This window comes from Catenovulum agarivorans DS-2 (assembly GCF_000568405.1).
Lineage (GTDB): Bacteria > Pseudomonadota > Gammaproteobacteria > Enterobacterales > Alteromonadaceae > Catenovulum > Catenovulum agarivorans_A.
On the sequence record NZ_ARZY01000036.1, the window covers coordinates 33,164 to 47,117 of the forward strand.

Here is a 13,954-nt window from a genome sequence, read left to right on the forward strand (position 1 = left end):
CAGTTTATACTGACTTTAATCAAGGTTTCAACTGAAATTGTTTTAATATGACAGTAAATGAAAAGAAAAAACCAATACTCGGTGCAATTGCCGACGACTTTACTGGCGCGTCAGACCTAGCGAGTTTTTTGCTAAAAGGTGGCTTAAAAGTTGTGCAAATAAATGGGGTGCCAAGCCAAGATATTGAATTAGCTGATGATGTTGATGCAATTGTAGTTGCACTTAAATCACGCACTTGTGCAATTAACCAAGCGATTAGCGACTCAACCGCCAGCCTTGCTTGGTTACAGCAACAAGGTTGCCAAAAATTTTATTTTAAATATTGCTCTACATTTGATTCGACCAGCGAAGGCAATATTGGCCCGGTTACCCAAGCTTTATTAGCCAAACTTGAAAGTGAACAGACAATATTTTGCCCAGCGCTGCCAGTTAACGGCCGCACAGTTTACCAAGGGCATTTATTTGTGTTTGAGCAGTTGTTGTCAGACAGCCCACTGCGTAACCACCCATTAACGCCCATGTTAGACAGCAATTTAATTCGGTTATTACAACCACAATTAGCTGAAGAAAATGCCCAGCGTTTGCAGCTAATGAACTTAGCTAGTCTACACAAACGACCCGCTTACCAAAAAGTAGAGTCGGCATATTGGGTAGTTGACTGTGTAAATGACAACGACTTGGAAAAAATCGCCCAACTGTTTGCAACCAACCCAGATTACCCATTATTAACCGGTGGCTCTGGTTTAGGTGAATATATGGCGCGCGAATATGTTAAAGCGGGCTGGCTACAACAAAGCAACACTAGCCACAAAATTACTAAAAACGATGGCAAAACCCTTATTTTAGCCGGCAGTTGTTCGCAAGCCACACGCAAACAAATTGATGTTGCACGTACACAAGTACCAACACTTGCACTAGATGTTGATGCCATAGCGACAGGCCAACTAGACCCAGCAACTGTATTAGGTTGGATAAACATGCAACACAGTGAAGCAGTGGTTTTATATACCTCTGCCGAGCCAGAAAAAGTATTGGCTGCACAAGCTCAATTTGGCAAAGAGCAAGTCAGCGAAAAAATTGAACAGTGTTTAACTCAAATTGCCAAGCTGGCACGCGAAAACAACATTTTAAATATAGTGGTCGCGGGTGGAGAGACTTCAGGCGCAATTGTCAGCGGACTTAACTTAACCGCATTTACCGTTGGCCAAAGCATTTGCCCAGGCGTACCTGTAATGCAAAGCCACCATGCAGACGGTTTAATTGTTGCGCTTAAATCTGGCAACTTTGGTGATGAGAATTTCTTTTTAACTGCGTTGGAGACAATACAATGACCCCATTAGCGCTAGCTCGTGAACAAATGGTGACACTGGGTAAATCTATGTTTGATAGAGGTTTAACCCCAGGTGCCTCAGCAAATATAAGTATAAAAGTGGAAGAAGGTTTTTTAATGACCCCAACAGGCTCATGCATTGGCTTTTTAGATGCTGAGACTTTAAGTTTGTTGGATGAAAACGGCAACTTAATCAGTGGTGATAAACCTTCAAAAGAATTTATTTTACACAAAGCTATGTACGACCAACGCCCAGATGCTGGTGCAGTTATTCACCTGCATAGCACTTGGTCAACTGCGCTTTCATGCAAAGCAGATTTAAATCCGGATGATGTTATTCCGCCATTAACCCCATATTTAATTATGCGTTTAGGTCGTATTGGTTTAGTCCCTTATTTTCCACCAGGGGCGGCTGAATTAGGTGCTGCAGTGCGCGAAAAGGCAGCTGCACACGCAGGTATTTTAATGGCTAACCATGGGCCAATAGTGTCCGGTAAAGATTTAATTACCGCCATGTTTAACATGGAAGAGCTAGAAGAAAGTGCCAAATTAATGCTGTTGTTAGAAGGCAAAAATGTAAACCCGTTGGCTGAGTCTGATCGCCAAGAATTATTAGCCCGATTCGGCTAAAGCAAGGAAAAAGATAGGAAAACATAATGTACGTAGTCACAGTCGATTTTATAATTAAACCAGCACACCTAGCTGAATTTTTACCAGCCATGATGGAAAATGCGAAAACTTCATTAGAAGTGGAACCTGAGTGCACATACTTTGACGTATGCCAAAGTGAAAGCAAAAGTAACCACATATTTTTGTACGAAATTTACAACTCAGAAAAAGCCTTTCAAGACCACCTAGCCAGTGAGCACTTTAAGCTGTTTAGTCAAACCGTTGAAAACTGGGTTGAATCAAAAGCAGTGAATATATTCAACCGCTGTTAAGTTATATAAGTTAGATGAATAGCCCCGCAATGGGGCTATATTCGTTTCCCGCCAGGCGCCAGCATCTAAATTGTTTTTAACCACAGGTGAAAAAGAAACTGAAATTGACTGTTTTGGTAAGCCGGCATTTCCATACTTTGGTCTGTTGATTTTAGATGTCATTAATCGCACTGAAAATTCAATGACACAGGCGCATACCTTTAAAGCCGTTGAATTGAGTATGTTGGCGCAAAAACAAGCGGATTCACTTTAACTTAACTCGCTTGGAAATAAATACTGTACTATATTTGATGGGTTAACTTTTCTCGGCGCTAAGCAAAGTTTTAGGGACATAGATGAACTTAATCCATCAAATTAGTATAAAAACACGCATCATTATTTTGGTTATTATTCCGCTAGTTGCGACCTTGTATTTCGCAAATGGCCGGCTCAATCAAGCTCAGCAAGAACTTAGTAACGTTGAGAAGCTTGAAGTGCTACAGCAGTATATTGATACCGTATCGCCACTTATTTCTGGCTTGCAGGTAGAGCGCCTTTATACAACCCTGTATGTAAACAAAAAAGATCATGAAATCGCGGACTATAAATCACAATTACAACAAAGCCGACGTCCGGTTGATAAAGCGCTAGCAAGTTATAGAAAGTTTATCGCCAATACCGAGGCGTTAAATCAGTTTAGTGAATTACAAAAATATATAAAACAAGCAAAAATACGCTTAGATAAGCTAAACGTGATAAGAGACTTGGCCGACCAAAAAATCAAAAACACCCCAGATCCAGAAAACCCTGGACAAAAAATATGGACATTGCTTTCGTATAAAGTGGCTTCACAAATTTTAATAGACAGTGTTCACCAAGTAATTTTGCTTTCAAGCGGCAATAAAGAGCTGTCTAATTTGACCAATGCTTACCATAGCTTAATGAATGCCAAACACACTTCTTTGTTGCTGGTAACTGGTTACTATGGAGGCTCAAGAGCGCCGCTAAACGTAAACACCTTTGGTGAAATTATAAAATTGGCATTGGTAGAAGATATTTACACCCGAAACTTTGTTAGCTTTGCACCACAAGGTTTAGCCGAAACTTTTAAGCGAGAACTTTCCAGCAAAGAAATATACCAATATGTGCGTAATCAATACGAGCAATTAAGACGTAAACACCAAAAAGCAATAGGAGTACCGTTAGGGGACGAACCCAGAGAATGGCTAGATAAAGGTTTAGAAATAGACGGCTACTACGCGAAAATGATTGATTTAGTATTGCAGCGTATTGAGCTAGTAAAGGCCGAGTTAGTGGACAATGCACAAGCGGCTGTAACCAATACAATTATTGTTATAGTTGCATTATTGGTCGTTTTAATAACAGTGTCGTCAAAAATTATCTATAGCATTAACTCGCCACTTAAACAGCTGATGCGTGATTTGACAAAGCTGGCCGATAGCAAAGACATGACCTTGCGCAGCGACCTACCAGGAAACAATGAGCTAAGCGAGGTGGGCAAAGCGTTTAATTCATTAATCGAGTCTTTTGAAGATACTTTGTCTATTGTACGTAAAAAAGTATTGTCTATGGATGACACCAGTAAAGGCGTTGCAAGTTCAATGACTGGTTCAATGCGTTTGATCGACAGCCAAAAAGAAGCGACTGACAGTATATCTGTAGCTGTTAATCAAATGACAGCCACTATCTATGAAGTGTCGAAGATGTCAACCTCAACCTCAGATACAGTGCAGCGGGCTTATGACCTGTCGATAGAAAGTGAAAAAGATGCAACTACCTCGAAAGAAACTATGGATAAGCTGTTCGCCGATTTGGGAGACACTGCGTATATAGTTGCCAACTTAAATAACGAAGCTAGCCAAATAAGCAATATATTGCAGGTGATTAAAGGCATATCAGAACAAACTAACTTGCTTGCGTTAAATGCAGCGATAGAAGCGGCCAGAGCAGGCGAGCAGGGGCGAGGATTTGCAGTGGTAGCTGATGAAGTAAGAGAGTTGTCTAAACGCACTCATGAGTCAACCGAGCAAATACAATCGCAGATAGAAACTTTAATCAATGGAGCACAAGCGGCAGCTACAAGAATGGAAACGCTACAAACCAATGGACAAAGTGCAGTGCAAGCAGTTGAAAAGAGCACCCAAGCATTTATAACTATAAAAGCTGAGCTTGACCAAATAACCGACATGGCCAACCAAATAGCAGTTGCAGCTGAAGAACAAACCAATGTTGCAGATGAAATTAACAAGCGCATACATAGCATATCAGACGAATCAGAAGCTATGTATCAACAAGGCAATGAAACTTTTGATTCAATTAAAACCTTGTCTGCAAACGGTGAAAAACTGAGAAACAATATTGAAGTGTTTCATTTCAAATAGTCTATTTTGTGTTAAGAGAGCGTATTACTGAGTTTTTGCGATAATTTCACTTGCAAGTAATATAGTTATTAAACTGAATAAAGCTAAAAGGTTTACTAAGCACTGCAAGCCAACAAAATATAGAGTAGAGGCAGCGCGGCTCCAATTTTTAAAGGCTTTGTTGATACGAGCCCATACTAATGGGCTCCATATTAAGTTTAAAAATACCACCAACATCAATATATGAATTAGGGCTAATAAGCCCCATTGTTGATAATTCAAATCTTCTATTTGTGCGATAGATGTTTGGATAAATGCAAATACAACACCGAGCAAGCAGAACCCAAGTCCAGCCGAGCCGACTAATAACACGTTTGATCGGTCTATTCTCTGTGCTTGTAAATTGACAATTAAGCCGATAAGCGCGCTGATAAGCGCGCCTAAAATGCTTATAACAATCAAGCTAGTTTGACTAATTGCTAAAATCACTTAGATTTGCCTATGGCAACGACGATCTTAGAAATTTGCTGTGATGGAATTTTAATCCCTTGACCACTACCAACCGAAACCATCAATTTACCCTTATACTTTTGTTTATCACCATTATTGTCAACATAAGTCAGCTGATCTTTATTGACGACTAAATTGAGTGTTTTAGTTGAATTGGCGGATATATTATTACGCTCAAATTTAACCAGTTGACGAATAGGCGTTTCTACGGGAGCGTTAGGCATAGACAAGTAAACTTGTGTCACTTCGTCTGCATCAATTGCAGATTGGTTTGTTACATCCACAACTAGGTGCAAATTACCTTTGTTGTCAAAGTGGTGTTTGTTTATCTCATAGCTGAAGTCTGCATAACTTAAACCATATCCAAATGGATACAACACCTCACCTTTAAAGTATTTATAGGTACGGTTTTGCATGCTGTAATCTTTGAAATCAGGTAAATCAGCAACCGATTTATAAAACGTAACAGGTAATTTACCCGATGGGCTAGTGTCACCATAAATAATGTTTGTTAATGCGCTACCCGTAGCTTCGCCGGGATAAAAGCCCTGAATAACTGCGTCGAGGTACTCATCTTCCCAATTCAGTGCCATAGCGCTACCACTCATATTGACCAAAATTACAGGTTTACCCAGCTGTTTTAGTTTTTTGAGTAAAACTTGTTGGCTGGCAGGTAGTTTTAAGTGGGTTCGGTCGCCACGAGAGAATCCATCTAATTCCAGTGGCATTTCTTCGCCCTCTAAGTTTGCTGTTATACCACCAACAAAAATGACAACATCAGCTTTTGCTGCCGCAGTTAAAGCTTGTTGTTCAAGGTCTTGTCCTACATCTATCCAAGATAGGTTGACCATAGGTTCAATAACATTGCTGTGCCAATATGAATGCAATTTAGATTCAGCATTAAACTGGTATTTTTGTCCTTGTACGAGTTTAATCGCGCTATTTACAGGCTTGCCATTAATGGTAAAGCTGATATTTTTTGCTGAGAATTGGTATTCAGCCGTTTTTGTTGGTTTGATAAAGCCACGCCAACGCACCGAAAATTCTTGTTCAGGCTTGCCATTGATAGGTGAATTTTTCCAATGGTAATTAATTTGCGTGTCTAATTGGCGTTTTACGGGTTGGTTTCCAAAATGCGGGTTGGCAAAATACTCAGTTATCAACCCCGCTTGTTCTTGGCCTTTGTAGTCAAGACTGACAAACTCACTTGCAGGCACAGTTTGATAATGGGTATATATTTCGTCGATTAAGCTAGTGCCTACATGGTAAGAAAATTGCGCATCAGCCAGTCTATTTTCAAAAGCCGCTTTTGGTGTTATTGGCTGAATAGGCGTGCCATGATAGTTACCCACCAATATAGATTGGTTATCTGCATTTGGGCCAATTAATGCAATTTTTGCATTTTTATTCAAAGGTAAAATACCATTGTTTTTTAGCAGTACCATAGATTTTTCAGCGGCCTCTGTCGCCAATGCTAAATGGTACTCAGAGCCAACAACACTTGTTGGAATTTGTGCATAAGCAACTTGGTCGCTTGAATCAAACATGCCTAATTTAAAACGCGCATAAAATAATCGATAGAGTGCATTATCTATGGTTTTTTCATCAATTAAACCTTGTTTAACCGCTTCAATCAGATAACTAAAAGTATTGCCGTGATGATCGCCACAGTTTAAATCTGTACCTGTTTTTACCGCCATAGCTGCAGCTTTTGCTTCTGTGTCTACAATATGGTGTGATTTAGGATCGTAAAAGTCTGCAATTGCGCCGCAGTCGGAAACCATATAACCATTAAAGTTAAATTCGTCGCGTAGTTTGTTTTGGATTAGCTCATAGTTGCCGCATGCGGGTGTGCCATTTACACTGTTGTATGCACACATAATGGATGACACATTTGTTTGTGCAATGGTGTCTTTAAAGGCTAGTAGATAGGTTTCGGCCAAATCTTTCGCTGTGGCATTGTAATTGTCGCTGTGCCTTGAAATTTCTGGACCACTGTGCACTGCATAGTGCTTTAATGTAGCGACAGATTTCAAGTAAGTGTCATCGTCACCCTGCAAGCCATTTACAAAATTAACCGCAATGCGTGTCGTTAAATAAGGGTCTTCACCGTAAGTCTCTTGACCACGTCCCCATCGAGGATCCCTAAAAATGTTAATATTGGGCGACCAGTACGTTAAGCCTGTATACATACTGCGATTGCCATCGGCTAAAAAGGCATGGTGTTTGGCTCGACCCTCTTCAGAAATTGCAGAGGCTACTTTATATATTAATGCTTCGTCAAAAGTAGCGGCTAAACCAATCGCTTGTGGGTACACAGTAGCGCTGCCAGCTCTCGCAACGCCATGTAGTGCTTCATTCCACCAGTTGTATTCGGCAATGCCCAATCGGGGAATTGCGGGCGACTTATCAAACATTTGGCTGACTTTTTCTTCAAGGGTTAATCTGCTGATTAAATCTTGTGTTCGCTGTGCAAAACTTAATGACTGATTTTGAAATGGGAGTTGTTTAGTCTGTGGTTGTGTGTTTTCAGTTAGCGTGCACCCAGCAACAACTGCAGTTGCGGCACAGGCAAATAAAAGTGCTTGGGATATTTTTGTCATTTTAAGAATAACCTTTTGGTTTTTAGCATTAGGCGCTGAGCCTAACAACTCAGATTTGGTTATTCGTCTAACCACTTGTAAAAGCGCTAATTTGAACGTTCAGATTTACGTTTACCGATAACTACAGACTAAAGATCACTCCGACCAATGGTCATTTATGAAATTTTACAACCGAACTTAGCCTATTATGCACAGGTACTATGGCCATTATGTTTATTTATGAAACTTGCGCGATTGTGATAGGGTTGCTGACAACCAAAGCTCGACCAGCATGTGAATTTTTTGTAATTATTTAGGGTGGGTAAATCTATGCCTAGGTTCAACATTCGGTTGTACAGGTATTTGAACGCTTATTGGTTTTGTTTTAACCTTTGAAAATAAATGAATTTCTTTATCGAGTTAGTTCAACTGAAAGTTGAACGTTCAAATTTGACGCAATGTAGCGGCTAAGTCGAATAGGCAAGGGAAGGTTGATAAATTTTAACCTGCATATAACAAGGCTGGGTAATCAAACTCAGTTATAAAGGGTATAAAAACATGGCACATAAAACTATATCGCAAAAACCTGCCTTCAAATTGTCACTGGTAGCAGCTGCTATTACAGTTACTGGCGCGGTTACTCCGTTGCAAGCATTGGCTGAAGGCAACAGCAAAACTGAAAGTGAGGTTGAAACAATTGAAATTCGTGGTGCACGCGGCAGTTTAATTAGCGCACAGGCAATAAAGCGCGACGGTGAAACCGTAATGGATGTTATTTCAGCAAAAGACATTGGCTCTTTACCAGACCGAAGTGTTTTAGAGGCAGTCGTAAGACTGCCTGGTGTATCAATAGAGCGGTTTGCCGGTGCAAACGATCCTGATCATTTTAGTGTTGAAGGCAGTGGGGTTGTTATTCGTGGCTTAACCCATACCCGCAGCGAATTTAATGGTAGAGACACATTTACTGCAGATTCTGGCCGAGGGTTAAGTTTTCAGGACGTGCCACCAGAGTTAATGGGCGGCGTGGAATTATATAAAAACCAATCAGCGGATATGATTGAAGGCGGTATTGCTGGCACGGTAAATTTGGTCACACGTAAACCTTTTGACAGCAAGGATAGGGTATTAGCTTTTACAGCAGACGCGACATACTCAGACTTTATTGAAGAAACAACACCCACGTATTCGGGGCTTTATAGTGACATTTTTACTTTAGATGCAGGTCGTTTGGGTATTTTATTAAATTACTCTAACTCCAACTTAAAAGCTCAATCAGACGGTACTCAAATTGGGAAATATTATCAACAAAATAGACAGGTAGGTGGTAAAGATGTATTTGTACCTGAAACCACTCGATTAACCCGAAAAAAAGATGATAGAGACCGAGAGGGTTTAGCGGCATCTTTACAGTGGGAAAATACCGACCGTACTTTATTGATTACGGGTCAGTATATTCGTTCTGATTCGTCAAATGCATGGACTGAAAACGCCATTGAAATGGCCGACGACGCTGTAATTAAGGACTTAATACCTGCTGAAGGCACGGAGTTTGAGTATTCTGACCAGGGGTTATTTGAGTCTGGGTTAATCACGTCTACAGCCGGCTGGCGTGGCAATGGTGAACCAGAACGTTTACCAGGCGGTATTTTTGGCCCACAACATGCCATGATTACCCGACACAGAGATACTGACTCAGTTGTTGAGGATATTGGGGTAAACATTAAATATCGACCTAACGATTCTTGGTCTTTTAATTTAGATCTGCAACAGGTAGACGCTGAAACCACAGTAAATGATTATTCATTAATGGGGGCTACCCGCGCGGTTGTAGGCATAAAACAGCAAGGTGTAGATACACCCAAGATATCTTTATTTGATCCTGCTTATCAACCAGACGCACAAAGCGATGTCACCGATCATTTTACTAATCCACACAATTATTTTTGGCGCAGCGCCATGGAACATATTTCAGACAATGAAGGTAAAGAAAAAGCCTTTGCGGCTGACGCACAATACACCTTTGAAGATGGCCTAATTGCTTCAATTAAAGTGGGTGCTCGTTATGCCAAACGTGAACAAGTTACCCGTCAATCTAAATACAACTGGGGTTGGCTGTCTGAAGCCTGGGCTGGCAATGGTAATGCTTGGTTTGATGCCGAAGGTGACGAACTAGGCGCAAACTTGAATAAAGACTATCAGCAAGTTACTTTTGACGACTTTGCTAAAGGTGATGTGTTAAACACCAGTGGTGGCAATTCATTTTTGTTCCCAACCGAAGAAATCGTAAAGGATTATGCTAATTGGCAAGATAGATTTTCTAGCTTATCACCCGGTTGGAATCCGCTAGCGGCAAGAGACCGTGCTGTTGGTCACTTTATACCGAATGAAATAAATGACACAAAAGAACAAAATTCAGCCGTTTACATTAAAGCTAATTTTGACGGTGAAATGGCGGGTATGCCGTTTAGTGGTAATTTTGGTGTGCGTTACGTTAAAATTGAAAACCAAACTGAAGGTTTTGTAACCTTTCCTGATACTGTTGGTAAAACCAATGACGACGGCACTGCTGATTTAACTGATCCTGATTGGCATTTACCAGCTGATCAAGCCGCATTCGGTAATGGTGCATTTGTGCCTCAAACGGGTACATCTGAATATACCAATGTGTTACCAAGCTTCAACTTAAAAGTTAATTTGGCAGATGACTTAATTTTACGATTTGGCTTTTCAGAAGCCATTGCACTGCCTGATTTAGGTAACCTTAGAAACTATGTTGAGATATCCGAAGAAGACCAAATAATCACCTATCAAGGTGAAGGGGACAACCGCACTATTGTATCTGCACCTTATAGTCGTTATACCGCAAAATCGGGTAACCCCAATTTAAAACCTATGGAAGCATATAACTATGACCTTGCACTTGAGTGGTATTTTGCAGAAGGCGTGGGGTCATTAACAACATCGTTATTTTACAAAGACCTGAGTAATTATTTTATCAATAACACAGTTGAGCGTGAATTTGCCAACAATGGTGCGACGCAAAAAGTGCTAGTTGCAGGCGCGACCAATGGAGATGAGGGCACTGTGCGCGGCGTTGAATTTGCCTATCAGCAATTTTTCGATTTTTTACCAGCTAGCTTAAGTGGCTTAGGCATGCAATTTAACTACACATACATTGAAGAGGAAGGCTCACCAAATTCTAATTTAGCTCCCGATAAACCAAATTCAGCAGAAGGCGAAGGCGTTGCATATGACAATTTGCCACTCGAAGGATTGTCTAAAAATAACTACAACCTAGTCGCTATGTACGAAAAATACGGCGTATCGGCTCGACTGGCTTATAACTGGCGCTCAGATTACCTGCTAACGACTAAAGATGTCATCACTGAGTTACCTATCTATAACGAGGCAAGCGGGCAACTAGACGGCTCAATTTTTTATAGCTTGAACGACAACATCCAAATTGGTTTGCAGGGTACCAACCTAACCGACGAAGTAACCCGAACTTCGATGCAGGTGGATCAAGCTGGCAATAGAGCAGGGCGTTCTTGGTTTGTAAATGACCGAAGAATCAGTTTTGTTGTAAAAGGCAATTTTTAATTCAACTGGGCCTGTAAACAGGCCCTTTTTTTCAAGGCGACCAATATGCAACAAACAGCACCTAAAGCAATACAACACATTGCAATTGTTGGCGGGGGCTCTGCGGGGTGGATGACTGCGGCAACATTAGCAAAAGTATTACCCAAAGAATTTTGCAAGGTAACTTTAATTGAATCACCACAGATAAAAACAGTGTCGGTTGGTGAAGCAAGCATACCGCAAATACAATTGTTTAATCGAATTTTAGAAATTGATGAAAACGAATTTTTACAAAGAACAAAAGCCACTTTTAAATTAGGTATAGAGTTTCATAACTTTGCGCGAGAGGGAGATTGTTATTTTCATCCATTTGGTAGTTACGGCACCAATATGGACGCCTTGCCATTTCATCATTTTTGGCTGAAACAATCTCAAACGGGAAATACCCTAGACATTGAAAATTACTCTTTGGCGGCACTTGCTGCGCGTCAAAATAAATTTCAGCGGCCTACAAATAGCGGCAATTCGCCATTATCTAGTATTAATTATGCTTTTCATTTTGATGCAAAATTATATGCAGATTTTTTGCAGGACTATGCGGTTAAGCGTGGGGTTCAACACATCGAGGCCAACGTAACCAATGTTAGTTTAAAAGCTGACAACGGCTTTATTGACAGCTTATTTTTAAATGATGGACAAAAAATAACGGCAGATCTGTATATAGACTGTAGTGGCTTTAAAGGTTTATTAATTGAACAAGTATTAAAAACTGGCTTTGAAGATTGGAGTCACTACTTGCCATGTGATAGTGCGGTTGCCCTAGCTTGTAAAAACACTCTTGGGTTAACCCCCTACACGCAAGCAATCGCACATCAATCTGGTTGGCGTTGGCGTATCCCCCTGCAACACAGAGTGGGCAATGGTTTAGTATACGCAAGTGAATTTATGCAACACCAGCAAGCAAGCAAATTGCTACAAGAGGAAATAGAAGGCCAAGCGCTGGCGGATATTAACTCATTAAAATGGACAACCGGCATGCGCAACAAAAGCTGGAATAAAAACTGTATTGCAATTGGATTGTCAGCAGGCTTTTTAGAGCCGATGGAATCAACTGGCTTACACCTAATTCAATCGGCCATTGCTAAATTGATGACATTATTTCCAACCAAAGAGTTTGCTCAATGTGACATAGATAGCTACAACGCACAAACACGCAAAGAATTTGTCAATATTCGAGACTTTTTAATTCTGCATTACAAAGCAACTGAACGTGAAGATAGTGAATTTTGGCGCTACTGTAAAAATATGCAAGTGCCAGATTCATTGCATGAAAAACTAACAATGTATCAAGAAACAGGGCGCATATTTAGGCAAGACAATGAGCTATTTAATGAAACATCTTGGTTAGCAGTTATGCATGGACAAGGCATTAAAGCCAACCGCTATCATCCGCTAGTAGACAGGCTCGAGCCAAGCGAAATATCACGTCGGCTTCAACATATAGAAGATGTGATAAAACGCTCGGTTGCAACTATGCCAGATCATAGCCATTTCATTAACCAGTGTTTTTCCAATAATTTTTGCGATATTCAGTCGGGGTAACCCCAGCTAGTTTCTTAAAAAATGTATTAAAGGTTGCTTTGGAATTAAAGCCTGCCCAATCCATAATATCCAACATGGTAGCCTTTTTATTTTGCGGCATTTCTAGTAGTTTTTTGCTTTCTTCAATTCGATAATAATTGATAAACTCGAAAAAGTTTTTGTCAAAATGTCTATTTATTAGATTGGATAAATTGCGTGCAGGCATACCCAATTGGCTAGCTAAATTTTCAAGCGTGAGTAAGTGATTTAAATAGGGTTTCTTTTCTTGCATAAACTCTGTGACTAGCGCAACTTGTGCTGGGTTAATCACCTCTTTGTGTTTGTCTGTGCTTGGTGTTGGTTCACTACTAATGCCTTTGAACACAGGCGAATATCCAGCGCTGAAGAATATTAATCCGCTGATCATTAACATCACAACATAGTTTGACGTTAGGCCAAATAACTCATGGTCAATGGTTAATCCTAGCTCATAAGAAAAAACCAGCGCAAAAGCGACTACTATGGCGTCAATACGAATGACCAAAAAGCCAATGACTAAAATTTTAAGCCAATTCAAGTCAACACTTTCAATGTCAGCCACTTCGTTTTGCAGTTGTTTTTGGTAACGTTGAAGCTCAATCAAACACATCACGCCAAAAATAAGTCGAATGCATTCTCGGGTAATATGAATAAAGCGGCTTAACAAATCGGATGTTGCGATTATGTTGCCTTGCAGCACATCTATTTTTGTTTGATTATCCTCCATCCACCAAGTGACTGCGAAATAAGTTAAAAACAATACAAAGGGTAGAAAATAAACTAAATCTGTCGCTTTTAGCTGATAATTTTTGTAAATCAATGAGCGTGTGTACAACAGTAATAAAGGCGCTTCTAGCCAAAAGGCTAAACCAAACGAGTGAAACAAATTGGGCGATACATCTAAAGCCCATAATTTAAATGCAGCGCCAAAGTTAATTAAGTTATCAATAGGAATGGCCGCTTGAGCACACAGGAAGCCAGCTAACAAATAATTACTAATCAACCTGAGATCTGGTTAAGCCACCACTAAAT

10 protein-coding genes are annotated in these 13,954 nt (G+C 40.3%); 7 read left to right on the top strand and 3 right to left on the bottom strand.

Features of this window, described 5'->3' with window-relative positions; all coding sequences use genetic code 11:
• Positions 1-47 precede the first annotated feature (47 nt).
• The 5 genes from otnK (at position 48) to DS2_RS15650 (ending at position 4,652) form a co-directional block, all read left to right on the top strand.
• Positions 48-1,331 (top strand): 3-oxo-tetronate kinase, encoded by a 1,284-nt coding sequence (gene otnK, locus DS2_RS15630; RefSeq protein ID WP_035015780.1) that lies wholly within the window; start codon positions 48-50, stop codon positions 1,329-1,331.
• The gene (gene otnC, locus DS2_RS15635) at positions 1,328-1,960 is read left to right on the top strand and encodes a 3-oxo-tetronate 4-phosphate decarboxylase (RefSeq protein ID WP_035015781.1); all 633 of its coding nucleotides are present in this window, start codon (positions 1,328-1,330) and stop codon (positions 1,958-1,960) included. The genes otnK and otnC overlap by 4 nt, the downstream gene beginning before the upstream one ends.
• Before the next feature lie 26 nt (positions 1,961-1,986).
• The gene (locus DS2_RS15640) at positions 1,987-2,271 is read left to right on the top strand and encodes a putative quinol monooxygenase (protein WP_035015782.1); all 285 of its coding nucleotides are present in this window, start codon (positions 1,987-1,989) and stop codon (positions 2,269-2,271) included.
• Positions 2,272-2,341: 70 nt separating this feature from the next.
• On the top strand, positions 2,342-2,524 hold the full coding sequence (locus DS2_RS15645; RefSeq protein WP_035015783.1) for a hypothetical protein: 183 nt from the start codon (positions 2,342-2,344) through the stop codon (positions 2,522-2,524).
• Between the two features lie 82 nt (positions 2,525-2,606).
• Complete coding sequence (locus tag DS2_RS15650; protein WP_035015784.1) at positions 2,607-4,652, top strand: methyl-accepting chemotaxis protein; 2,046 nt, start codon at positions 2,607-2,609, stop codon at positions 4,650-4,652.
• Between the two features lie 24 nt (positions 4,653-4,676).
• On the opposite strand, the gene DS2_RS15655 is transcribed toward DS2_RS15650, so the two are convergent.
• On the bottom strand, positions 4,677-5,120 hold the full coding sequence (locus tag DS2_RS15655) for a hypothetical protein (protein ID WP_035015785.1): 444 nt from the start codon (positions 5,118-5,120) through the stop codon (positions 4,677-4,679).
• Complete coding sequence (locus DS2_RS15660; protein WP_035015794.1) at positions 5,117-7,744, bottom strand: glycoside hydrolase family 3 C-terminal domain-containing protein; 2,628 nt, start codon at positions 7,742-7,744, stop codon at positions 5,117-5,119. Before DS2_RS15660 ends, DS2_RS15655 begins: the two co-directional genes overlap by 4 nt.
• A gap of 537 nt (positions 7,745-8,281) precedes the next feature.
• Between DS2_RS15660 and DS2_RS15665 the strand changes: the two genes are divergently transcribed.
• Positions 8,282-11,323, top strand: coding sequence for a TonB-dependent receptor (locus DS2_RS15665; RefSeq protein WP_081754303.1), 3,042 nt, complete (start codon positions 8,282-8,284; stop codon positions 11,321-11,323).
• A gap of 45 nt (positions 11,324-11,368) precedes the next feature.
• Positions 11,369-12,904 carry a tryptophan halogenase family protein gene (locus DS2_RS15670; RefSeq protein WP_035015786.1) on the top strand — a complete coding sequence of 512 codons (1,536 nt, stop codon included), beginning with the start codon at positions 11,369-11,371 and terminating at the stop codon, positions 12,902-12,904.
• Here DS2_RS15670 and DS2_RS15675 read toward each other — a convergent pair.
• Positions 12,858-13,925: a helix-turn-helix domain-containing protein gene (locus DS2_RS15675; protein WP_051479936.1), complete on the bottom strand. Its 1,068-nt coding sequence runs from the start codon at positions 13,923-13,925 to the stop codon at positions 12,858-12,860. The genes DS2_RS15670 and DS2_RS15675 overlap by 47 nt on opposite strands.
• Positions 13,926-13,954 lie beyond the last annotated feature (29 nt).